General features: G+C 66.5%; 21 protein-coding genes. 9 read left to right on the plus strand and 12 right to left on the minus strand.

Going from position 1 to position 22295, the window contains the following annotated elements; translation table 11 throughout:
* Positions 1-4 precede the first annotated feature (4 nt).
* Genes mnmE through rpmH form a run of 5 tightly spaced genes read right to left on the minus strand, consistent with a single transcriptional unit; the run spans position 5 to position 3722 of the window.
* Entirely contained in the window at positions 5-1330 is a 1326-nt protein-coding gene (gene mnmE / locus FPL11_RS01000; protein ID WP_144346865.1) for a tRNA uridine-5-carboxymethylaminomethyl(34) synthesis GTPase MnmE, read from the minus strand.
* Positions 1323-2993 carry a membrane protein insertase YidC gene (gene yidC, locus FPL11_RS01005; RefSeq protein WP_327437328.1) on the minus strand — a complete coding sequence of 557 codons (1671 nt, stop codon included), beginning with the start codon at positions 2991-2993 and terminating at the stop codon, positions 1323-1325. Before yidC ends, mnmE begins: the two co-directional genes overlap by 8 nt.
* Positions 2990-3226, minus strand: coding sequence for a membrane protein insertion efficiency factor YidD (gene yidD, locus FPL11_RS01010; protein WP_069133826.1), 237 nt, complete (start codon positions 3224-3226; stop codon positions 2990-2992). Before yidD ends, yidC begins: the two co-directional genes overlap by 4 nt.
* Entirely contained in the window at positions 3211-3585 is a 375-nt protein-coding gene (gene rnpA, locus FPL11_RS01015) for a ribonuclease P protein component (RefSeq protein WP_144346866.1), read from the minus strand. The genes yidD and rnpA overlap by 16 nt, the downstream gene beginning before the upstream one ends.
* 2 nt (positions 3586-3587) lie before the next feature.
* Entirely contained in the window at positions 3588-3722 is a 135-nt protein-coding gene (rpmH, locus tag FPL11_RS01020) for a 50S ribosomal protein L34 (protein WP_023368428.1), read from the minus strand.
* Between the two features lie 173 nt (positions 3723-3895).
* Between rpmH and dnaA the strand changes: the two genes are divergently transcribed.
* The 4 genes from dnaA to gyrB all read left to right on the plus strand — a co-directional run bounded on the left by dnaA (position 3896) and on the right by gyrB (position 10129).
* Complete coding sequence (gene dnaA, locus FPL11_RS01025; RefSeq protein WP_144346867.1) at positions 3896-5236, plus strand: chromosomal replication initiator protein DnaA; 1341 nt, start codon at positions 3896-3898, stop codon at positions 5234-5236.
* Positions 5237-5451: 215 nt separating this feature from the next.
* On the plus strand, positions 5452-6552 hold the full coding sequence (dnaN, locus tag FPL11_RS01030) for a DNA polymerase III subunit beta (protein ID WP_144346868.1): 1101 nt from the start codon (positions 5452-5454) through the stop codon (positions 6550-6552).
* Positions 6553-6554: 2 nt separating this feature from the next.
* Complete coding sequence (gene recF / locus FPL11_RS01035; protein ID WP_144346869.1) at positions 6555-7646, plus strand: DNA replication/repair protein RecF; 1092 nt, start codon at positions 6555-6557, stop codon at positions 7644-7646.
* Positions 7647-7711: 65 nt separating this feature from the next.
* Positions 7712-10129 carry a DNA topoisomerase (ATP-hydrolyzing) subunit B gene (gene gyrB, locus FPL11_RS01040; protein WP_144346870.1) on the plus strand — a complete coding sequence of 806 codons (2418 nt, stop codon included), beginning with the start codon at positions 7712-7714 and terminating at the stop codon, positions 10127-10129.
* On the opposite strand, the gene FPL11_RS01045 is transcribed toward gyrB, so the two are convergent.
* From FPL11_RS01045 to glyQ, 4 genes are read right to left on the minus strand one after another with little or no spacing between them, the layout of a single operon-like run.
* The gene (locus FPL11_RS01045) at positions 10110-10868 is read right to left on the minus strand and encodes a lysophospholipid acyltransferase family protein (protein WP_144346871.1); all 759 of its coding nucleotides are present in this window, start codon (positions 10866-10868) and stop codon (positions 10110-10112) included. The two genes, gyrB and FPL11_RS01045, sit on opposite strands and share 20 nt — an antisense overlap.
* Positions 10865-11398 carry a D-glycero-beta-D-manno-heptose 1,7-bisphosphate 7-phosphatase gene (gene gmhB, locus FPL11_RS01050; RefSeq protein WP_144346872.1) on the minus strand — a complete coding sequence of 178 codons (534 nt, stop codon included), beginning with the start codon at positions 11396-11398 and terminating at the stop codon, positions 10865-10867. The genes FPL11_RS01045 and gmhB overlap by 4 nt, the downstream gene beginning before the upstream one ends.
* Positions 11399-11401: 3 nt before the next feature.
* Positions 11402-13492 carry a glycine--tRNA ligase subunit beta gene (gene glyS, locus FPL11_RS01055; RefSeq protein ID WP_144346873.1) on the minus strand — a complete coding sequence of 697 codons (2091 nt, stop codon included), beginning with the start codon at positions 13490-13492 and terminating at the stop codon, positions 11402-11404.
* Positions 13489-14394 carry a glycine--tRNA ligase subunit alpha gene (glyQ, locus tag FPL11_RS01060; RefSeq protein ID WP_144346874.1) on the minus strand — a complete coding sequence of 302 codons (906 nt, stop codon included), beginning with the start codon at positions 14392-14394 and terminating at the stop codon, positions 13489-13491. Before glyQ ends, glyS begins: the two co-directional genes overlap by 4 nt.
* A 251-nt stretch (positions 14395-14645) precedes the next feature.
* Between glyQ and glnA the strand changes: the two genes are divergently transcribed.
* The 4 genes from glnA to FPL11_RS01080 all read left to right on the plus strand — a co-directional run bounded on the left by glnA (position 14646) and on the right by FPL11_RS01080 (position 19079).
* Complete coding sequence (gene glnA / locus FPL11_RS01065) at positions 14646-16061, plus strand: glutamate--ammonia ligase (protein ID WP_144346875.1); 1416 nt, start codon at positions 14646-14648, stop codon at positions 16059-16061.
* A gap of 71 nt (positions 16062-16132) precedes the next feature.
* Positions 16133-17191: a nitrogen regulation protein NR(II) gene (gene glnL / locus FPL11_RS01070; protein WP_281283373.1), complete on the plus strand. Its 1059-nt coding sequence runs from the start codon at positions 16133-16135 to the stop codon at positions 17189-17191.
* Positions 17191-18594 carry a nitrogen regulation protein NR(I) gene (gene ntrC, locus FPL11_RS01075; protein ID WP_144346876.1) on the plus strand — a complete coding sequence of 468 codons (1404 nt, stop codon included), beginning with the start codon at positions 17191-17193 and terminating at the stop codon, positions 18592-18594. The genes glnL and ntrC overlap by 1 nt, the downstream gene beginning before the upstream one ends.
* An 11-nt stretch (positions 18595-18605) precedes the next feature.
* A complete protein-coding gene (locus FPL11_RS01080; RefSeq protein WP_198515290.1) occupies positions 18606-19079 on the plus strand; it encodes a tRNA (cytidine(34)-2'-O)-methyltransferase in 474 nt (157 codons plus the stop codon).
* Position 19080: 1 nt separating this feature from the next.
* Here the strand turns inward: FPL11_RS01080 and FPL11_RS01085 are convergent, their stop codons facing one another.
* From FPL11_RS01085 to FPL11_RS01095, 3 genes are read right to left on the minus strand one after another with little or no spacing between them, the layout of a single operon-like run.
* Complete coding sequence (locus FPL11_RS01085; RefSeq protein WP_144346878.1) at positions 19081-20088, minus strand: NAD(P)H-dependent glycerol-3-phosphate dehydrogenase; 1008 nt, start codon at positions 20086-20088, stop codon at positions 19081-19083.
* A 4-nt stretch (positions 20089-20092) separates the two neighbouring features.
* Positions 20093-20614, minus strand: a complete 522-nt coding sequence (gene secB, locus FPL11_RS01090) for a protein-export chaperone SecB (RefSeq protein WP_083217660.1) — start codon at positions 20612-20614, stop codon at positions 20093-20095.
* Positions 20615-20652: 38 nt separating this feature from the next.
* Entirely contained in the window at positions 20653-21081 is a 429-nt protein-coding gene (locus FPL11_RS01095; RefSeq protein WP_069133839.1) for a rhodanese-like domain-containing protein, read from the minus strand.
* A 61-nt stretch (positions 21082-21142) separates the two neighbouring features.
* On the opposite strand from FPL11_RS01095, the gene FPL11_RS01100 reads away from it, so the two are divergent.
* Entirely contained in the window at positions 21143-22291 is a 1149-nt protein-coding gene (locus FPL11_RS01100) for a murein hydrolase activator EnvC family protein (RefSeq protein WP_144346879.1), read from the plus strand.
* Positions 22292-22295 lie beyond the last annotated feature (4 nt).

The raw sequence follows: 22295 nt of genomic DNA on the forward strand, positions 1-22295 counted from the left end.
CCCGTTATTTACCGATACAGAAGGTCGAGAAGATCCGGCCCAGCAGGTCCTCGGTGGTCACTGCCCCGGTGATCTCGCCCAGCGACGCCTGCGCCGCGGCCAGCGACTCGGCGATCAGTTCTTCCCCCGCGCCGGCCCGGGCCGCCGTGAGGGCTTCGTCGATGTGCCCGGCGGCGGCGTCCAGCGACTGCAGATGCCGCCGCCGGGCGATGAAAACCGCCTCAGTGTCATCCGCGCCCAGACAGGCACGCAGGTGATCGCGCAGCGCTTCCATGCCCTCGCCGGTCAGCGCCGAGACGGCGAGGCCCGCCGCCGACCCGCCGGCGGCCCGACCGCTGCGATCGATCTTGTTGTAAACGGTGGTCACCGCGACATGATCGGGCCATTCCGCGGGCAGCGCGGGGTCATCGCCCGCATCGCTGTCGTCCACCACCATCAGGATGCGGTCGGCCGCCGCCATCGCCCGGCGGGCGCGCCGCACGCCCTCCTGCTCCACCACATCGCCGCCTTCGCGCAGGCCGGCGGTATCCAGCACCCGCAGCGGCAGGCCATCGATATGCAGGTACGATTCGAGCACATCCCGGGTGGTCCCGGCGAGGTCGGTCACGATGGCCGCGTCGCGGCCGGCGAGGGCATTGAGCAGACTCGACTTGCCGGCGTTCGGCCGGCCCGCGATCACCACGCTCAGGCCTTCCTGGAGCTGCTGCCCGCGGTTGGCCGCGCGACGGGTCGAGGCCACTTCGGCGGCGACCGCTTCCACCTGGCGGGTGACGTCCTGCAGCGCCAGCCCCTCGAGGGGCTCGTCGGCAAAGTCGATGCCGGCCTCCAGATGCACCCGCAGGTCGGTCAGACGCTGCACCAGGGCGTCGATGGTCGCGGCGAACTCGCCCTGCAGCGAGCGCATGGCGGCCCGGGCCGCGGACTCGCTGCCCGCCTCGATCAGATCGGCGATGGCCTCGGCCCGGGTCAGGTCGATGCGGCCGTTCAGGTAGGCGCGGTGGCTGAACTCCCCCGGCGTCGCCAGCCGGGCGCCTAGGCCCAGCAGGCGTTGCAGGAGCCGGTCCATGACCACCGGGCCACCGTGGCCATGGAGCTCGGCCACGTCCTCGCCGGTGAACGACTGCGGGCCGGGAAACCAGAGCACCAGCCCCTCGTCGATGGCGGCCCCGTCCTCCCCGGCAAACCGCCGCATGCTCGCCCGCCGGGGCGCCGGCAGCGGGCCGGCCACCGCCTCGGTCAGCGCCGCGCTATCGGGCCCCGAGAGCCGCACCACACCAATGCCACCGCGACCCGGCGGCGTCGCCACCGCACAGATGGTCCCGTCAGGCATTCGCCTTCTTGTCGCCCGCCTCGATCTGGCGGGTGATGAACCACTGCTGCAGGATCGACAGGCTGTTGTTGGTCACCCAGTAGAGCACCAGCCCGGCCGGGAAGAACATGAAGAAGATCGTGAACACGAAGGGCAGTCCCATCATGATCTTCTGCTGGATCGGATCCATGGGCGCCGGGTTGAGCTTCTGCTGCAGGAACATCGACGCGCCCATCAGCAGCGGCAGCACGTAGAACGGATCACGCACCGACAGATCCTGGATCCAGAGGATCCATGGCGCCTGGCGCAGCTCGACACTCTCCAGCAAAACCCAGTACAAGGCGATGAACACAGGGATCTGGATGAGGATGGGCAGACAGCCGCCCAGCGGGTTCACCTTCTCCTTTTTATAGAGCTGCATGAGCTCCTGGTTCATCTGCTGACGGTCTTCGGAGTAGCGCTCGCGCAGCTTCTGCATCTCGGGCTGGAGCTTGCGCATGCGCGCCATCGAGCGATAGCTGGTTTCGGAGAGCTTGTAGAACACCAGCTTGATGCCGAGGGTCAGCAGGATGATCGACCAGCCCCAGTTGCCCACCACGCCGTGGATCCAGCTGAGCGCGATGAACAGCGGTTTGGAGATGATCGTCAGCCAGCCATAGTCGACGGTCAGCTCCAGGCCCTCCGCGACGGCGTCCAGGCGGCTCTGCTCCTTGGGACCGGCGAACAGGCGGTTTTCGAAGGACACGGTTTCGCCGGGTTCGGCGGTCTGCCAGGACGAGCTCTGACCCAGCACATACTCGCCATTTTCGAAGCGGCTGTAATAACGCAGTTCACGATCGCGCGGTGGCACCCAGGACGCCAGAAAGTAGTGCTGGATCATGGCCAGCCAGCCGTTGTCAATGTCGCGCGACAGGTTGCTGTCTTCCATGTCGCCGAAGCTGATCTTCTCGTACTTCTCCGACGGGCTGTAGATCACCCCGCCGGTGTAGCTCGCCGCGCCCAGAAACCCCGGGCCCTCGGTTTCCGAGGAGCGGCGCAGCTGGTTGTACTGATAGGCCCGCCACGGCGTATCGCTGGTGTTCTCCACGCTCTGGACCATGCGCACGACATAGCTGTCCCGCTCGAAGATGTACGTCCGCATCACCTCAACGCCGTCGCCGTTACTCCAGGTCAGCGGCACTTCGAGGCGGTCCTGACCGTCCTCGAGGACATAGCGCTCGGCGCCCGCGCTCCACCGGGCCCGGTGGTCAGGCGCGCTGCCCTCATCACTGACCAGACCGCTCTGGGCCATGAACAGCGGATCATTGGGGCTCAGCAGGGTATACGGCGCGGGGTTGTCCTCGGATACGGAATGCCGGGGCAGGCGGGCCTGAACGATGTTGCCGCCCTGCAGCGGAATCTGTACCAGCAGGGTATCGGTCTCGACCCGGATCACGTCGCCGTCAGTGCGCGTCGGGTCATCCCCCTCCGCGCCGGGCTCGCGGGCGGGAGCATCCGCCGGTTGCGGATCCGCAGCGGCCTCGGGTGCCTCGGCGGCCGGGGCGGGTGCGCTGGAATCGGAAGCCGCCTCGGTGGACTCGGCCTGCGGCGGCGGGGTGCTGTAATCGCGCTGCCAGGTGGTCCAGATCAGCAACAGGACGAGGGCGAGCGCCCCGACCAGAAAAAGGCGTTGGTTGTCCATCATGAGTGACGACTCGTGGTTTCACTGCCCGGAACCGGATCGACGCCGCCGGGGTGGAAGGGATTGCAGCGCAGGACCCGCCGGATCGCGTAGTAGCTGCCGCGCAGTGCGCCGTGGCGCTCGACCGCTTCGATGGCATAGCACGAGCAGGTCGGATGGAACCGGCAACAAGGGCCGAACAGCGGACTGATGACGGTGCGATAGGCGCGAAGCAGGCCGATCAGGATGATTCGCATGGACCGGATATCCGTTGCCAGAGTTTATCGAGTGACCGGATCAGGACCGGATTGTCGCATTGCCGCGCCACCGGTCGAACCATCACCACCACATCCACCGCGGGCAGCCGGGCGAGATGGTGGCGGAACCGCTCTCGAATCAGTCGCTTCAGTCGGCTCCGGTCCACCGACCGTGGCGCCGCGCGCTTTGAAACCGCCAGCCCGAGGCGCGCAGTGTCTGCGCCGCCGTGTCCCACGAGCACGGTGAAATGGCGGTCGCCGTGGCGACGGGCATCGGCGAACACGGCCCGGAAGTCACGGGACCGCGTCAGCCGCGCAGCGCGGGGAAACCGCTCGCTGCCCGCCGTCGCCGGATCCAACGTCAGGGCGTCAGCCGTGCGCGTCCCTTGGCCCGACGCCGTGCAAGCACCTTGCGCCCGTTCCGGGTCGCCATCCGGGCGCGAAAACCATGATTGCGCTTGCGCTTGATCACACTGGGTTGAAACGTCCGCTTCATGACGGGACCGCCTTATCAAAGTGGTTAGCAGATAAACAGCCGTGAAATGTACTGTCGCGGCCAGCGGCCTGTCAATTGCCGCGGCGGGCCGTCGACGCAGCGCTGCTGGTACAGGATCAGGCCAGACGATAGACTCGATCGCGACCCGCGACGATCTTGAAGGAAGCGCATTCTTGTCCGAATCACTCTGGAAGGGCTGCCTGCAGCGGCTGGAGAAAGAACTCCCCGACCAACAGCTGAACACCTGGATCCGGCCCCTGCAGGCCGAGGAGCAGGGCAATCAGCTGCGTCTGTACGCGCCCAACCGATTTGTCCTCGACTGGGTGCGCGAGCATTTCTCGACCCGCATCGAGGAACTGCTCGCCGGTCAGTACCCCGACTCACCGCCCCAGCTGATCATGAGCATCGGCGCCCAGCCCACGGCCCCCCGGGTGGCGGCGAGCGATGAGCGCGAGTCCCGGGCCCGCACCAGCGCGCCCGCCTCGACGCCGCACAATGCCAACCTGAACCGCGACTTCACCTTCGACACCTTTGTCGAGGGCAAATCCAACCAGCTGGCCCGGGCGGCGAGCCTGCAGGTGGTGGACAACCCGGGTCAGGCCTACAACCCGCTGTTCATCTACGGCGGTGTCGGCCTGGGCAAGACCCATCTGATGCACGCCATCGGCAATGCACTGATGAACGGCCGGCCCGATGCACGGGTGCTGTATCTGCACTCCGAGCGCTTCGTCGCCGACATGATCAAGGCCCTGCAGCACAACGCCATCAACGAGTTCAAGCGCCACTACCGCGGGGTCGACGCGCTGCTCATCGACGATATCCAGTTCTTTGCCGGCAAGGAGCGCTCGCAGGAGGAGTTCTTCCATACCTTCAATGCGCTGCTCGAAGGCCATCAGCAGGTGGTGATGAGCTGCGATCGCTATCCCAAGGAGATCAACGGTCTCGAGGAACGCCTGAAGTCGCGCTTTGGCTGGGGGCTGACCATTGCCATCGACCCGCCCGAGCTTGAGACCCGGGTCGCGATCCTGCTGAGCAAAGCCGATCAGGCCGGCATCGACATGCCCCCTGAGGTGGCGTTTTTCATCGCCAAGCGGATCCGCTCCAACATCCGTGAGCTCGAGGGCGCCCTGCGCCGGGTCATGGCCAATGCGCATTTCACCGGCGAGCCGATCACCGTGGACTTTGCCAAGTCGGCCCTGCGCGACTTGCTGGCGTTGCAGGACAAGCTCGTGACCACCGAGAACATCCAGAAGACCGTGGCGGAGTACTACAAGGTGCGTGTCTCGGATCTGCTCTCCAAACGGCGCAGCCGCTCCATCGCCCGACCCCGGCAGATGGCCATGGCGCTCGCCAAGGAGCTGACCAGCCACAGCCTGCCGGAAATCGGTGATGCCTTTGGCGGCCGTGATCACACCACGGTGCTGCATGCCTGCCGCAAGGTGCAGTCACTCCGCGAATCGGACGCCCGGTTTGATGAGGACTATCACAACCTGTCGAGAACCCTGTCATCATGATGTGGATAACCGGTTAACAAAAAAGAGGCCCCATTCTGTCCACAGGTTATGCAGCTTCCATCCCCGTCTCAGCGGCTTTAATGAACAGGATGTGATTCGATAAAAAGTGTTATCAATCAGTAACCTGAGACGGTTATCCAAGGCACTGGGCCGGCCTTGTCACTACAACAGTCTTTAATACACACTCTTGTAATAAGAGAACAACGAGACCAGCCATGGAATTCCAGATTGAACGGGCAACCCTTCTTCGGCCGCTGCAGGCGATCATCGGCGTTGTCGAAAGGCGCCAGACGCTGCCAATCCTTGCCAACGTGCTCATTGAGAAGACTGACGATCGGCTCTGCCTGACAGCGACTGATCTCGAAGTCGAGCTGAAGACCGACACACCGCTTGAAGGCGGTCAGCCCGGGCAGGTTACGGTGCCGGCACGTAAGCTGATGGACATTGTCCGCAATCTGCCGGATGATGCCGTGGTCAATCTGCGCCAGGAGCAGGAGCGGATCGTGGTCAAGGCGGGGCCGAGCCGGTTTTCTCTGGCGACACTGCCGGCAGAAGACTTCCCCACCGCCGATGATGTGGAGCCGGCGCAGCGATTCTCGCTGCCGCAGTCGCAGCTCAAGTGGCTGATTGAGAAAAGCCACTTCGCCATGGCGCTGCAGGATGTGCGTTACTACCTGAACGGACTGCTGCTTGAGCTTGAGCCCCGGCAGCTGCGGGCGGTGGCCACCGATGGCCATCGCCTGGCGCTTGCGGCGGTGCCGTCCACGGAGGATGCCGTCGAGACCACCCAGGTGATCGTGCCGCGCAAGGGCATCCAGGAGATGCTGCGGCTGCTGGACGATGACGAGGAACCGGTGGAACTGGATCTGGGCCCCGGCCATATCCAGGTGACGCTCTCCGGCATCCGGTTTACCTCAAAGCTGATCGATGGGCGCTTCCCGGACTATCAGCGGGTCATCCCTGCCGAGGAAGGCAGCTTTGCAGTGGTTGATCGCGAGACACTGCGCAAGGCACTGGTCCGCGCATCGATCCTGTCCAACGAGAAGTATCGGGGCGTGCGGTTTGGGTTTGAGGCCGATCAGCTGCGCATACAGTCCAATAACCCCGAGCAGGAAGAAGCCGAGGAGCAGGTCCCCGCCTCGTTCAACGGTGAGGCCATGGAAATCGGCTTCAACGCCAGTTACATGCTCGACGCGCTGGCGGCGATCGATGAAAACACGGTTCAGCTGTACGTGCGGGACGCCAACAGCAGCGCCCTCATTCTCGGCGAGACCCTGCGCGATGCCCGCTACGTCGTCATGCCGATGCGCCTGTAGGGATGGACGGGTCAGGGGGTGTGGACGGTCTCACCCACTGTCGCTGGCAGGCCGTCCGCCATCTGGTCGCGGGATCCATTGACCCGGATCCGCGACTGAATATCTTTCAGGGGGCGAATGCCGCCGGTAAGACCAGCCTGCTGGAAGCGATCCATTTTCTGGCGCGCTCACGCAGCTTCATCACCCACCGAACTGCCCGGCTGATCCGCAGCGGCGAGTCCGAGGCGCTGGTCAGTGGACGGGTGCAGGCTGGCGGGCAGCTTCACCGGCTGGGTGTTCAGCACCGTTCGGGTGAAACCCGGGTCCGGCTGAATGGGCGGGACGTGACGGCACTCTCTGAATCGGCCTGGCTGCTGCCCCTTCAGGTGCTCAACACCGAGGCGCAGCGGCTCCTGACCGATGGCCCGGCGACGCGTCGTGCCTTCCTGAACTGGGGAGTGTTCCACGTGGAACCTGCTTATCGGGAAGAGTGGCGGCGTTATCAGCGCGCCCTGCGCCAGCGCAATGTGGCGCTCAGGGCGGGGGATCGTCGTCTGGCACAGGCCTGGGAGCCGGAGATGGCGGCCGCCGCCACCGCCGTTGATGCCCGGCGACAGCGGTTTCTGCAAGCCGTGCTTCCCAATGCGCTCGAAATCGCGCGGCAGTGGTTGCCTGACGCGACCCTGGACTGGCGTTACCGGACGGGCTGGCGGGCAGGTGAGGCGCTCGACGCCATCCTGGCGGCGTCCCGGGATCAGGAGCTGGCCCAAGGGTTCAGTCTGCACGGTCCGCATCGGGCGGAGTTTCGGGTGACGGCGGATGGCGTCGAGGCGACCAGTTATCTCAGTCGAGGACAGCAGAAGCTGTTGGTGGCGGCGATCAAGGTCGCGCTGGCCGACCATTGGACGGCGCAGGCCACTCAGCGGCCGCTGTTGCTGGTGGACGATCTGCCGGCGGAGCTCGATCGGTCGCACCGGGCCGATCTGGTCCGCCGCCTTGAAGCGGGTGGGGCTCAGGTTTTCCTCACGGCCATCGAGGGGGATCTGCTGCCGGTGGGGGGGCATGCCCGATGGTTCCACGTGGAACAGGGCCGGGTGGAGGCGACGGGCGGTTAGTCCCTATTCGCCTGTTGCCGGCCGATATCGGTTATACTTGGTCCCTTGTTCGAAAAGGTCATCCGATGAGCGCAAACAGCGAATACGATTCTTCCCAGATCAAGGTGCTTCGTGGGCTGGATGCCGTGCGCAAGCGGCCCGGGATGTATATCGGCGATACCGATGACGGGACCGGCCTCCATCACATGGTTTTCGAGGTGGTGGACAACGCCGTCGACGAGGCGCTGGCCGGGCATTGCTCCGAGATCGAGGTCATTCTGCATGGCGATGATTCGGTGTCCGTCAAGGACAACGGACGCGGTGTGCCGGTGGATATCCACCCGGAGGAGGGCCGGTCGGCCGCCGAGGTCATCATGACCGTGCTGCATGCCGGCGGTAAGTTCGACAATAATTCGTACAAGGTCTCCGGTGGGCTGCATGGCGTTGGTGTCTCGGTGGTCAATGCGCTGTCGGATCACCTGCGACTGGTGGTGAACAAGAACGGCAAGCTGTACATGCAGGAATACAGCGCCGGCGAACCCGTGGCCCCGCTCAAGGTGGCGGGCGAAACGGAAGAGACCGGCACCCGGATCACCTTTCATCCGAGTCCGGAAGTCTTCACCAATATCGACTTCAATTACGACATCCTGGCGAAGCGGTTCCGCGAGCTCTCGTTCCTCAACCCCGGCGTGCGCATCGTCCTCAAGGACGAGCAGAGCGAGCGCGAGGACGCGTTTGAATACGCCGGTGGGATCCGTGCCTTTGTTGAGCACCTGAACAAGAACAAGACGCCACTGCACCCGTCGGTGTTCTTTCTGAGCACCTACCGCGACGACATCCTGGTGGAAGTGGCCATGCAGTGGAGCGACTCCTATCAGGAGGCGATCTTCTGCTTCACCAACAACATCCCGCAGAAGGATGGCGGCAGCCACATGGCCGGGTTCAGGGCGGCTCTGACCCGCACGCTCAACCAGTACATGGAGACCGAGGGCTTCAGTAAAAAGCTCAAGGTCACGCCCAGTGGTGATGATATCCGCGAGGGGCTGACCGCGGTGATCTCGGTGAAGGTGCCGGATCCCAAGTTCTCGTCCCAGACCAAGGAAAAATTGGTGTCCTCCGAGGTCAAGGGCGTCGTCGAGTCCAGCCTGTCCGAGGCGCTCCATGCCTTCCTCTACGAGAACCCCAATGACGCCCGCGCCATTGTCGAGAAGGTGATTGATGCCTCCCGGGCGCGCGATGCGGCGCGCAAGGCCCGCGAGATGACCCGCCGCAAGGGGGCGCTGGATGTAGCGGGCCTGCCGGGCAAGCTCGCCGACTGTCAGGAAAAGGATCCCGCGCAGTCCGAGCTCTATCTGGTGGAGGGTGACTCCGCCGGCGGCTCCGCCAAGCAGGGGCGCGACCGGCGGACCCAGGCGATCCTGCCCCTTAAGGGCAAGATCCTGAACGTCGAGAAGGCGCGGTTCGACAAGATGCTGTCCTCCGCCGAAGTGGGCACCCTCATCACGGCCCTGGGTTGCGGTATCGGTCGCGAGGAATTCGATCCCGAAAAGCTCCGCTACCACCGCATCATCATCATGACCGACGCCGACGTCGACGGCTCGCACATCCGCACGCTGCTGCTGACGTTTTTCTACCGGCAGATGTCGGCGCTGGTGGAGCGGGGCCACGTCTATATCGCCCAGCCGCCGCTCTACAAGGTCCGCCGCGGCAAGCAGGAGCACTACGTCAAGGACGAGCGTGAGCTCACCAACTATCTGCTGCAGCTGTCACTCTCCGGTGCCAGTCTGCTGCCGTCATCGGATGCACCGGTCATCGGTCCCGAAGCGCTGGAGCGGTTGATCCGCCAGTATCTGGATACCATGGAAATGATCGACCACCTGGGGCGGCGCTCGGATCCGGTGATCCTGCGCGCCATGGTCGACCGGCCGCCGCTCAACGAAGACAGCCTGCGCGATGGCGAGGCATTGCAGGGCTGGTTCGACGCACTGGGCGAGCAGATCAACCAGGGTCTCCCCACCGGCACCGAGTATCGGGTCAAGGTACAGACCGGTCCGGATGGCGGTTTTCAGGATGCGGTCATCACCAAGCGCATGCACGGCATCCTCTATCCATACTCATTCCCGGCGGCATTCTTCCTGTCGCGGGAATACGAAAGCATCCGCCGTCTGGCTGAAGCACTGGAAACCCTGATCGGCGAAGGGGCGGAAATCCGTCGGGGCGAGCGCAGTGAGTCCGTCAGCGACTTCCGGCAGGCCGTGGAGTGGCTGATGGAGGAGGGCCGCCGCGGCCTGTCCGTGCAGCGCTACAAGGGGCTGGGTGAGATGAATCCCGATCAGCTCTGGGAAACCACCATGGACCCGGAGACCCGTCGCCTGTTGCAGGTGAGGATTGAGGATGTGGTGGGCGCCGATGACATCTTCACTACCCTGATGGGCGACCATGTTGAGCCCCGGCGGGCATTCATCGAGAAAAACGCCCTCCAGGTCAGTAACCTGGACGTCTAGACGCGCTCAGCCGCTGCATTGCCGACTCGATCCAGGCCTCGGCATCACGATTGACGGCCGCCGGCGTCCGCCCGGCGGTCGGGATGCGGGGGCCGATCTCCACCTGAATGATGCCGGGGTTCATCCGCCATCCCTTTCTCGGCCAGTGCTCGCCGGCATTGTGGGCGATGGGTGTCACATCGACGCCGGCCTGACACGCCAGCAGCGCGCCGCCCTGCTGATATCGGCCCCGCTCACCCGGCGCCACCCGTGTCCCTTCCGGAAAAATCACCACCCAGCGCCCCTGGCGGAGCTTTTCAGTGCCCTGACGCACGACCTGACGCAGTGACTCGCGGGTGGCACGCCGGTCGATGGCGATGGGATCAAGCCGTGCCAGCCCCCAGCCAAACACCGGGATCCTGAGCAGTTCGCGCTTGAGCACCCAGCTCTGCGGGTAGAACCAGGGCAGCAGATTGAGGGTTTCCCAGGCGCTCTGGTGCTTGGCCATGATGACCCCCGGGGAAGCCGATCGGTTCTCCAGGCCATTGATTTCTATACGGATTCCGCCGATATAGCGAACCATAACCGCGACGATGGCGCACCAGCGGGTGATCCACCAGTAGCGCCAGCGCAGTGGCAGGGGAAAGCTTGGCAGGCTGATCAGCGCCCAGAGGATGACGGTGATCGTGAGGCCGATCCGGAACAGGACGCCCCGGATGAGACTGCCCCGACCCACCGCGCCGCCAGCCGGCGCCGTCATTGGAGCAGCGCCTCCACCGCCGCCGCCAGATCGTCGTATACCGGCACCGCTGTCCCGCCATCGGCCTCGGTCCGGCGGCCATTGCCCGTGCGCACCAGCCAGGCCGTCACCCCGGCCCCGCGTGCGGCGTCCAGATCGCGGCGGCTGTCCCCGATGAACAGCGCTTTCTCGGGCGCGCAGCCGAGGGCCTCAAGGGCCTGATGGAGCAGCCCCGGCGCGGGCTTACGGCAGTCGCAGTCGTCCGTCGGTCCGTGGGGGCAGACAAAGACCCCGGCGAGCTGGCCGCCGGCGGTCTCGATGGCTGCGGTCATGCGCCGGTGGATGGCGGCCAGGCCGGCGGCCGAGATCAGCCCCCGGGCGCGGGCCGATTGATTGGTGCAGACCGCCACCGGAATGCCCGCCCGGGTCAGCCGGGCGATGGCCGCCAGGCTGCCGGGAAGGGGCTCCCACTCATCGACGCCAAGGATGTAGGCGTCGGAATCGTGGTTGATGACGCCGTCGCGATCCAGCAGGACGCAGTGCGGGCGCACGGCTCAAGCCGACTCCGGCAGGGCCGAGACATCGGCGATCGCCAGGAACTGGTCCTGGAGCCGCTGCAGCAGGGCCAGACGGTTGGCCTGAATGGCCGGGTCGTCGCTCATCACCATGACCTGGTCAAAAAACCGGTCAACGGGCTCGCGCAGCTCCGCCAGCTGCGCCAGTGCCTCGCTGTAGGCGCCGCGCTGGATGAGGGCCTCCACTGCCGGGGTCCGCGACTCCAGGGCGCTCTCCAATGCCTGCTCCGCCGGTTCATACAGTCGTGTCTTGTCCACCGTCGCCGGGATTTCAGACCCGGCCTTGCGCAGGATATTGCGGATCCGCTTGTTGGCCGCTGCCAGGCTGCCGGCCGCGGGCAGTCGGGCAAAGTCATGGCAGGCCCGCAGGCGGCGGTCGAAATCCACCGGCGTCAGTGTTCCGGGGGCGCGTACCGAGCGCACCGCCTCGAACAGCTCGGCGCCGTAACCCGCTTCCTGGTAGACCCCGCGCAGCCGCTCGAGGCAGAACTCCACCAGCGGCTCGACCTGCTCGGCCGCGGCCAGCGCCGCTGGCTGCTGCGCCGCCGCGGCCTGAAAAAGCGCCGCCAGGTCGATGGCATGTTCGCCCTCAATGAGGCTGCGCAGCAGACCCACGGCGGCGCGCCGCAGCGCGAAGGGGTCCTTGGCGCCGGTGGGCACCTTGCCGATGGCGAAGATGCCCACCAGCGTGTCGGCGCGTTCCGCCACCGCCAGCAGCCGCCCCAGCGGCGAGGCGGCCACGGCGTCGGCGGCAAAGCGCGGTTGATAGATCTCATCCAGCGCCGCCGCCACGGCTGCCGGCTCGCCGTCTTCGCGGGCGTAATAGCGTCCCATCACGCCCTGCAGCTCGGGGAATTCGTCGACCATTTCGGTCAGCAGATCGGCCTTGGCCAGCCGGGCGGCACGCTGGGCCTGATGGGCGTCGGTCTCGAAGCGCTCGGCGTACCGAGCCGCCAGCGCCGCCACCCGGGCGGACTTCTCCGCGATGCTGCCGAGCTGCTTCTGGAACACCACCTGTTCCAGGGCGGGGAGGCGCGATTCCAGCGTCCGGGCCCGATCCTGATCCCAGAAAAACGCCGCATCCGCGAGCCGTGGCCGGATCACCCGCTCATTGCCGGCGATGACCCGTGCCGGATCACGGCTGTCGATGTTGGCGACGGTGATGAACCGCGGCAGCAGATGCCCCTCCGCGTCACGCACCGGGAAGTAGCGCTGGTGGCCCTGCATGCTCGAGATCAGCGCCTCGGGCGGGACCCGCAGGAAGGCCTCGTCGAAACTGCCCGACAGCACCACCGGCCATTCCACCAGGGCATTCACCTCATCCAGCAGCTCGGTGTCGATGACCGCATGGCCGCCGATTGCCTCGCCCTCGGCCCGGACACCCTCAAGGATGTGATCGCGCCGGTCGGTGCGATCGACCAGTACATGGGCCGCGCGCATGGCGGCGGTGTAGTCGCCGGCATCGGCCAGCCTGACCGGGCCGGGGTGATGGAAACGATGGCCGCGGCTGTCGCGGCCGCTGGCGACACCGAAGACTTCCGTCGGTACCACGGCCTGATCGAGCATCAGCACCACCCAGTGCACCGGGCGCACGAATTCGCTGCTCTGATCCCCCCAGCGCATGCGCTTGGGAATGGGCAGCTGGGTGAGGGCATGGTCGATCAGCGCCGGCAGCAGCGCGTCGGTATCCCGCCCCGTTTCGGTGCCACGGTGGACCAGCCAGGCGCCTTCGTCGGTCTCAAGGGTCTCGAGCTGATCGACGTCCACCCCGCAGGATCGGGCGAACCCCTCCGCCGCGCGGGTGGGGGCCCCCGTTTCATCAAAGGCCACCGCCCGCGCCGGGCCGCGCCGCTCGAAGTCGCGATCGGGCTGGCGCCGGGCCACCGCCTCGATCTGCACCGCCAGCCGTCGCGGTGCGCCCAAGGCGCGGACCTCGCCGTGGCTGACCCCGGCCCGGTCCAGGCCATCGGCCAACGCCTCGGCCAGGCGGTCACTCAAGGTATCGAGGGCGCCGGGCGGGAGCTCTTCCATGCCCAGCTCAAAAAGCAGCGTCGCCGTTGCCCCGCTCATGCCACGCTCCGATCCGACCCGGTGTCGCGGCATAGCGGAAAGCCGAGTGCCTCCCGCGAATCGTAATAGGCCTGGGCCGAGGCCCGGGCGAGGGTGCGCACGCGCAGGATGTAGCCCTGACGCTCGGTCACCGAAATGGCGTGGCGGGCGTCGAGCAGGTTGAAGGCATGCGAGGCCTTCATGGTCATTTCATAGGCCGGCAGCGCGAGACCCTGCTCCACCAGGCGCAGCGCCTCGCGCTCGTGGGTGTCGAAGGCCTGGAAAAGGCTTTCGACATCGGCCTCCTCGAAGTTGTACCGCGACTGCTCGCGCTCGTTCTGCAGGTAGACATCGCCATAGGTCACCGGTCCGTCCACGCCCTCGCTCCAGACCAGATCGAAGACGCTCTCCACCTCCTGGAGGTACATGGCGATGCGCTCCAGCCCGTAGGTGATCTCGCCCATCACCGGCCGGCAGTCGAGGCCGCCGGCCTGCTGGAAGTAGGTGAACTGGGTGATCTCCATGCCGTTGAGCCACACCTCCCAGCCCAGGCCCCAGGCGCCCAGCGTGGGGGACTCCCAGTTGTCCTCGACAAAGCGGATGTCGTGGACCAGGGGGTCGAGGCCCAGTGCCTCGAGCGAGCCCAGATACTGCTCCTGGATATCCTTGGGCGAGGGCTTGAGCACCACCTGGAACTGGTAGTAGTGCTGCAGGCGGTTGGGGTTTTCGCCATAGCGGCCGTCGGTGGGCCGGCGGGAGGGCTGGACGTAGGCGGCGCGCCACGGCTCGGGGCCGATGGCCCGCAGGAAGGTCGCGGGGTGGAAGGTGCCCGCGCCCACCTCCATGTCGAGCGGCTGCATGAGGACGCAGCCCCGGTCGGCCCAGTACTTCTGCAGCGCGAGAATCAGCGCCTGAAACGTCATCGATGCTCTCCAGCAAAGCGGCGAAAGCGGAAAGTATAGCCCGCCCGCGCCATCCCTGTCAGGCAGCCCGCCGGCGCCTGATGCACGGTATTGGTGCGTTTGCACCACCAAACGCGTTAAGGTGGTGCATGCACCCGGATGATGCCCGGAATCGGTCACGGCAGGGCCCGTTTTGGTGCACTTCGGCGGGTTGGCACGGAAAATGCTTATCCCCGTGGGACTTTTCAATGAACATGACTGGAGGCCGAACGATGGCTCACACCGCCGACGACGTTCTTGCAATGATCAAGGACAACGAGGTCCGCTTCGTGGATCTGCGTTTCACCGACCCCAAGGGCAAGCAGCAGCACGTGACGCTGCCGGCCCACGCCGTGGATGCCGATCTCTTCACCGAGGGGAAGATGTTCGACGGCTCGTCAATCGATGGCTGGAAGGGCATCAACGAGTCGGACATGATCCTCATGCCCGATGCCGATACCGCCATGCTCGACCCGTTCTTCGACGACATGACCCTGACGCTGGTCTGCCAGATCATCGAGCCCAACACCATGCAGGGCTATGGTCGGGATCCGCGCTCCATCGCCCAGCGCGCCGAGGCGTATCTGCAGTCCACCGGCATCGGTGATGTGGCCTACTTCGGGCCCGAGAACGAGTTCTTCGTGTTTGATGACGTGCGCTACGGCACCAACATGAGCGGCTCTTTCTACAGGATCGACTCCGAGGAAGCCGACTGGAACACTGAGAAGGTCTATCCCGACGGCAACATGGGCCATCGCCCGGGCGTGAAGGGCGGCTACTTCCCGGTCCCGCCGGTGGACAGCCTCCACGACATGCGCTCGGCCATGCTCGAGTGCCTGACCGAAGTGGGCATGACCACCGAGGTGCACCATCATGAGGTGGCCACCGCCGGGCAGTGCGAGATCGGTGTCGGCTTCAATACCCTGGTGAAAAAGGCCGACGAGGTGCAGACCCTCAAGTATGTGGTGCACAACGTGGCCGCGGCCTACGGCAAGACCGCGACGTTCATGCCCAAGCCGGTCGTGGGTGACAACGGCAGCGGCATGCACGTCCATCAGTCCATCGGCAAGACCGGCGAGATGCTGTTTGCCGGCGATCAGTACGGCGGCCTGTCCGAGACGGCGCTCTACTACATCGGTGGCCTGATCAAGCACGCCAAGGCCATCAACGCCTTCGCCAACGCCTCGACCAACAGCTACAAGCGTCTGGTCCCCGGCTTTGAGGCGCCGGTGCTGCTGGCCTACTCGGCCCGTAACCGCTCGGCGTCGGTGCGCATCCCCTGGGTGGCCAATCCCAAGGCCCGGCGGATCGAGCTGCGCTTCCCGGACAGCACCGCCAACCCGTATCTGTGCTTTGCCGCGATGCTGATGGCCGGCCTTGACGGCATTCAGAACAAGATCCATCCCGGCGATGCCATGGACAAGGACCTCTACGATCTGCCGCCCGAGGAAGAGGCCGAGATCGACAAGGTCGCGTTCTCGCTGGAAGAGGCCCTGGACGCGCTCGACAAGGACCGTGAGTTCCTCAAGGTCGGCGGCGTGTTCACCGACGATTCCATCGACGGCTACATCGACCTCAAGCGCGAGGACGTGCAGCAGCTGCGGATGACGACGCACCCGATCGAGTTCGATCTCTACTACAGCGTCTGATCGGCGTCGATCGCGGAGACGGTCGCATGAAGACCCCCGCCTCCGCGGGGGTTTTTTCTTTAATGAGGTCGATGATGACGGATGCGATGCCAATCGATGCCCGTGAGATTCTCGATAATCTGACCCGGGCGGTGGTGGCGATCGATGATGAGCGCCGGATCGTGCGCATGAACGCCGCGGCCGAATCGCTTCTGCACGTCAGCAGCCGTCAGGCGCTGGGCGAACCGCTGATGCAGTTCCTGCCGGCGCTGCAGGTCCTGGACGAGGCCATCGAACAGGCCTTCTCCCAGGCGGCCAGCTACACCGAGCGCGAGATGCGGCTGACCCTGGGCCCGGATCGCACCATTACCGTCGACTGCGCGATCACTCCGCTGGAAACGGTCAATGTCCTGTTGCTGGAATTTGAACAGCTCGACCGGCACCTGCGGATTTCCCGCGAGAACCGGCTGATCGCCCAGAACCAGGCCATCCGCGAGCTGATCCGCGGCCTGGCCCACGAGATCAAGAACCCGCTGGGGGGCCTGCGCGGCGCCGCCCAGTTGCTTGAATCCGAGCTCTCGGACGAGGATCAGCGGGAGTACACGCGCATTATCATCAGCGAGGCGGATCGCCTGCGCACCCTGGTGAATGGCCTGCTGGGTCCGGATTCGCGCATCGAGCATGCCCCCACCAATCTCCACGAGGTGCTCGAGCATGTGCGCAGCCTGGCCGTGGTGGAGGCGCCGGCCGGCGTCGAGATCCGGCGCGATTACGACCCCAGCATTCCGGTGACGCGGGCGGCCAGCGATCAGCTGATCCAGGCGCTGCTCAACCTTGTCCGCAACGCCCTGCAGGCGCTGGGCGAGACCGGCACGATCACGCTGCAGACCCGCACGCAGCGGCGCTTCACCATCGGCGACCGGCAGCATCGGCTGGTGGCGCGCATTGATGTCGTGGATGACGGACCGGGTATCACCCCGGCCATGCAGGATCAGATTTTCTACCCGATGGTGACCGGACGCGCCGAGGGCAGCGGCATCGGGCTGCCGATCGCCCAGAACCTGGTGAATCAGCACGGCGGGCTGATCGAGTGCACCAGCGAGCCGGGGCACACCGTTTTCACTGTCTGGTTACCCCTGGAGGACGCCTGATGGCTGACGCGATCAATGTATGGATCATCGATGACGACCGCTCCATCCGCTGGGTCCTGAAAAAGGCCCTTGAGCGGGACGGTATGCAGGCCGTGGATTTTGAGACCGGCGAGGCGGCGCTTGCCGCCCTCGAGTCGGATCCGCCGGATGTGTTGATCACCGACATCCGCATGCCTCGCCTGGATGGGCTGGCGCTGATGAAACGGGTGCATGGCGTGGATCCTGAGCTGCCGGTGATCGTGATGACCGCGCACTCCGATCTGGATGCCGCGGTGTCGGCTTACGAGGGCGGGGCTTTCGAATACCTGCCGAAGCCCTTCGATGTCGAGGAGGCCATCGACCTGGTGCGGCGTGCCGCCGCCGCGGTGCGCAGCAGTGCACCGGCGGACGAACCGGGCGGGCGGATGCCCGAGATCATCGGCGAGGCCCCGGCCATGCAGGAGGTGTTCCGGGCCATCGGGCGTCTGTCACGCTCCAACATCACGGTGCTGATCAACGGCGAGTCGGGGACCGGCAAGGAGCTGGTGGCCGGCTCGCTGCACCGCCACAGCCCGCGGGCCGACAAGCCGTTCATTGCCCTGAACATGGCCGCCATCCCCCGCGATCTGATGGAGTCGGAACTGTTCGGCCACGAAAAGGGCGCGTTCACCGGCGCCCATCAGGTCCGCCGCGGGCGTTTCGAGCAGGCCAACGGCGGGACGCTGTTTCTCGACGAGATCGGCGACATGCCCGCCGAACTCCAGACCCGGCTGCTCCGCGTGCTGGCCGACGGCGAGTTCTACCGCGTCGGTGCGCATACGCCCATGCAGGTGGACGTGCGCATCATCGCCGCCACCCACCAGAACCTGGACGACCTGGTCGCGGATGGCCGTTTTCGCGAGGACCTGTTCCATCGGCTCAACGTCATCCGCATCCACTGCCCGGCACTGCGCGAGCGTCAGGCGGATATCCCCGGCCTGGCGGATCACTTTCTGCGCCGCGCGGCGCGCGAGCTCAACGTCGAGCCCAAACAGCTGACCCCCGAGGTGGAGCGCCGGCTGCAGGCCCTGCCCTGGCCCGGCAACGTCCGCGAGCTGGAGAACACCTGCCGCTGGCTCACGGTCATGGCCAGCGGCCGCCGGGTGGAGATGGAGGACCTGCCTCCGGAGCTTGCCGGGGTGGATGATCCGGCGCCGGCCAATGGCCCCGCCGACTGGGAAAGCGCGCTGGCGCGCTGGGCCGATCAGCAGGCGGCCGGGCAGGATGATGGCGCGCTGGCCGCCGCCCATGGCCGCCTCGAGCGGGTGCTGATCGAGGCCGCCCTGCGTCGCACCGGCGGACGTCGCCAGGATGCCGCCCGGCTGCTGGGCTGGGGGCGCAATACCCTGACGCGCAAGATCCGGGATCTTCAGATGCGGGTATAATCCCGCGCATGCTGCCCCATGTCGTATTGCATAGCCCCGAAATCCCGCCCAACGCTGGCAATGTCATCCGGCTCTGCGCCAACAGTGGCGCCCGTCTGCATCTGATCCGGCCGCTGGGGTTCGTGCTCGACGACCGGCGCATGCGCCGGGCGGGACTCGATTACCATGAATTCGCCCGCCTGCAGGTGCACGCCGACTATGCGGCGTTTCTCGCCGCCGTGGCGCCGGCGCGGGTCTGGGCGCTGACCACGGGTGGGCGGGTGCGTTTTGATCGACCGGATTACCGTCCCGATGATGCGCTGCTGTTTGGCAGTGAGACCGCGGGCCTGCCGGAGGCGGTGATGGCGCGCATTCCGCCTGAGCAGCGGCTGCGCCTGCCAATGCAGCCCGGCAACCGTAGCCTCAATCTGTCCAACAGCGTGGCGGTCACGGTCTATGAGGCGTGGCGACAGCAGGACTTTGCCGGCAGCGTCGCGATCGACTGATTCAGGTCCCGAGGTCGTCGAACTCCGGGCCGGGGCGCCGGGCCATCAGCGCCGTCGCCGCATCGATGGGGGTGCAGGTGCCCCCGACCACCGACTCGACCGCACTGCAGATGGGCAGCTCCACGCCCAGCCGTCGCGCCATCCCGCCCACTTCGACGGCGGTGCGCACGCCCTCGACCACTTCGCCGATGCGCGCGGTGGCGGCGTCAATGGACTCGCCCCGCCCCAGCGCCAGGCCCATCCGGCGGTTACGCGACTGATCATCGGTACAGGTCAGCATCAGGTCGCCCAGGCCGGCGAGCCCGGTGAGGGTGCGGTCATCCGCGCCCAGCGCCGCCCCCAGCCGGCGCACTTCAGCGAGTCCCCGGGTCACCAGCCCGCTGCGGGCATTGGCGCCAAAACCCAGGCCGTCGGCAATGCCGGTGGCAATGGCGAGGATATTCTTGACCGCGCCACCCAACCCCACACCGATGCGGTCATCGCTGCGGTAGACGCGGAAACGCGGGTCATGGAAGTCGTCGCAGAGGCGCTCGGTGACGGCCCGGTCGCGGCCGGCCAGGACCACGGCGGTGGGCAGGCCGGCGGCCACCTCGCCGGCAAAGCTCGGCCCGGACAGTGCGGCCAGCGGCCGGTCCGGCAGGGCGGCGGCCGCCACGTCGTGGAGCAGTCCGCCATTGGCGTTGTCGAGACCCTTGGTGGCCCACATCACCGGGGTCCCGGTGGTGATGACCGGCGCGAGCGTCTGGACCGTGGCGGCAAAGGCATGACTAGGCACAGCGATCAGCACCGTGTCGGCGCCGTCCACCGCAGCGCTCAGACTGACGGTCGGCCGGATGGCCGCCGGCAGCGGATGGTCGCCCAGATGGCGCGGGTTGCGCCGGGTGTCCGCCATGGCCCGCACGGTGTCCGGATCATGCGCCCAGAGGCGGACCGCATGGCCGTTACGCGCCAGCACGAGGGCCAGCGCCGTGCCCCACGAGCCGGCGCCCAGCACCGCGTAATCCGCCACCGCGCTACTCCGGGGTGCCGGCTTCCTCGCCGCCGGTCTGCGCCTGGGCGTTGGCGTTCTGCTGGCGCTGGCGGGCGTAGAGCGCGTCGAAGTTGACCGGTGACAGGGTCATGGGCGGAAATCCGGCCTTACCGGTCAGGTCGCTCACCGCTTCGCGGGCGTAGGCGAACAGCACCCCCGGGCAGTATGCCCCGAGCAGCTGGTCGGTGGCGTTGTCCTCGAAGCCGGTGACGGTAAACAGCCCCGCCTGGTGCACCTCGCAGAGATAGGCGGTCTTATCCTCGACCGTGGCGGTCACGGTGACCGTCAGGACCACCTCGTGCAGGCCCTCGCCGACGGAATTGCGACGCGTATTGAGCTCGACCCGCGCCTCGGGCTTCCAGGACTGGGTAAAGACCTCGGGGGCGCCGGGGGTCTCCAGCGAGCCGTCCTTGAGATAGATCTTCTGGATGGTGAACTGCTGCGGGTTGGCATTTTCGCTGGCGGCCTGGCCGTTGCCCGCGCCGGCGTTGTCTGTCTCGGCCATGGTATCTCCTGGGTCCTGATCGATGGTGAGTGGGTGGCTCAGCCGCGCCCCTCGGTGGGCAGGCTCGCCTCGCGCCAGGCATTGATCCCGCCGCGCAGCTGCCGGACGTCCGACCAGCCCTGGCCCTCGAGGGCCTGGATGGCCTTGAGGGTGCGCTGCCCATTGTCGCAGTACACCACCAGCGTACGCTGCTTGAAGCGCTTGAGCCGGTCCTGGCGCTGGTCGATGTAGGCCATGGGTATATTCACGGCCCCGGGCAGATGGCTGGCCTGAAAGGCGTTCTCGTTGCGGACGTCGATGAACACCGCCGCGTCCTGGTTGTAGAGCCGCGTCGCGTCGGTGGCATCGATGGCCTGACGGCTGCGCCGGTAGTTCAGATACTCGTTGGCCACCAGGGCGGCCAGCACCGCGAGCAGCGATGCAATGAGCAGCGGATGATTGGTGCTGAATTCTATGACTCTATCCATGACCCGGCGCTGTTAGGATGCGTATTGAGCCGAATAGTATACCAGCCGAGACGCCACGCCGATGAACCGATGCCTTTTGATCGCCTGTCTGGTGCTGCCAATCGCCGCGGCGAGCGGGCAGACCGATGAACTGGCGTCGCGCGAGGCGCGGCTGGAGACGCTGCGCGAGCAGATCGGTGCCCTGCAGGACCGGCTGGCGGAGGACCGCCAGCGCGCCGGCGGTCTGGAGGCCGAACTGGGTCGCCTGGAGCGGCGCATCGGCGAAACCCGCACGACCCTGCGCGATCTCGAGGCGGGTATCCAGCGCCGCCGTGAGCGGATTCGCCAACTGCAAGCCGATATTGCGCGTCGCGCCGAGCGGACCACGGCGCATCGCCAGCAGCTCGCCGAGAGCCTGCGCGCCACCTATCGCCAGGGCCGCACGCCCGCCCTGCGGCTGTTGTTGAACGCCGGCGAACCGGCCCGCCTGCAGCGGCTGCTGGTGTATCAGTCGCGCCTTGCCGGTGCCCGGACCGAGGCGGTGCAGGCCGCGGAATCGGCGATCCGTGAACTGCGTGATCAGCGCGCCGAGCGCGCGGATGCCCTGGCGGCCCAACAGGCCGACCGCGCCCGCCGCCAGGAGCGGCTCGAGGCGCTGCAGGCCAAGCTCGACGAGCGCGATGCCCTGCTGGCATCGACCCGCGAACGGATCCGCGAGCAGGACGAGCAGCTGGCCCGCCGCCGCGACGAGGCCGAATCGCTCAACCAGCTGATCGAGGATCTGCGCGAGCGACTCGCCGCCGCCGGGCCGGGCGCGGATGCCACGGTGGACATCGCCGAGGGGGGGCTGGTCTGGCCTCATCAGGGGCCGCTGCTGGCGCGCTACGGCAGTCAGCGGGCGGCGGATCTGGACTGGACCGGCCTGCTGATCGGCGGCGCGGCGGGTGATCCGGTGAATCCGGTGGCGGCCGGGCAGGTGGTGTTCGCTGATTGGTTGCGCGGGCTCGGATTGCTGCTCATCATTGACCATGGCAACGGGTATCTGAGTCTCTACGGACGTAACCAGGCGCTCTATGCCAACGTGGGTGACCGGGTGACAACACGCGACGTGATCGCCACCGTCGGCCGCAGTGGTGGACGGGCCGAGACGGCGCTTTATTTCGAATTGCGCGCGGCGGGCAAGCCGGTGGATCCGATGAGCTGGCTCCAGTCGCGCGACGACGACGATTGAGGAT

The sequence above is a fragment of the Spiribacter aquaticus genome (assembly GCF_007625215.1).
GTDB classification, from domain to species: Bacteria; Pseudomonadota; Gammaproteobacteria; order Nitrococcales; family Nitrococcaceae; genus Spiribacter; species Spiribacter roseus.